The sequence below is a fragment of the Aeromonas sp. sif0611 genome, assembly GCF_019218845.1.
In the GTDB taxonomy this organism is placed as follows: domain Bacteria; phylum Pseudomonadota; class Gammaproteobacteria; order Enterobacterales; family Aeromonadaceae; genus Aeromonas; species Aeromonas media.
Window position 1 is genome coordinate 1 of record NZ_JAHUWU010000030.1, and the last position, 460, is coordinate 460.

General features: G+C 55.9%; 1 protein-coding gene. It reads right to left on the reverse strand.

Annotation, left to right across the window (positions count from 1 at the left end):
* Nucleotides 1-460, reverse strand: a 460-nt coding sequence (locus KW824_RS20620; RefSeq protein WP_218410881.1) for a hypothetical protein, incomplete at both ends; no start/stop codon positions are given.

Sequence of the window (460 nt, forward strand, 5' to 3'; positions counted from 1 at the left end):
AGGGCCATTACAGGGTGCAGTTCGTCGATCAGGGGGCCGCGTCTTCTCTCTCCTCTTCCCTGGCGCCGCCGCCTTCCCTGGTGTGGTTCGCTCCCCCCTCCCCCCCTCTTCTTCTGGTTTTTTCCTTTTCCTCCCTCTCCCCCCCCTCCCCTTCTTTTTTTTCCCTTTTTTTTTTTTCCCCCCCCTTCCTCTCCCCTCTTCTTCCCCCTTCCCTTCTCTCTCTTCTTCCCCTTCTTCTCTCTCCTCCTCCTTCCTTTTCTCTCCCCCTTCCCCGTCCCTCTTCTTCTCCCGTCTCCCTTTTTCCTGTTTCCCTCCTCTTCTTCTCTCTTTTTCCTTTCCCTCTCTTTTCCTCTCTTCCTCTTCCCCTCTCCTCCCTTCCCTTCCCTCTCCCCTTTCCTTCTTCTCCCTCTTCTCTTTTCCCTCTCCTTCCTCCCCTTCTCCTTCCCTTTCTCTTCTCCGC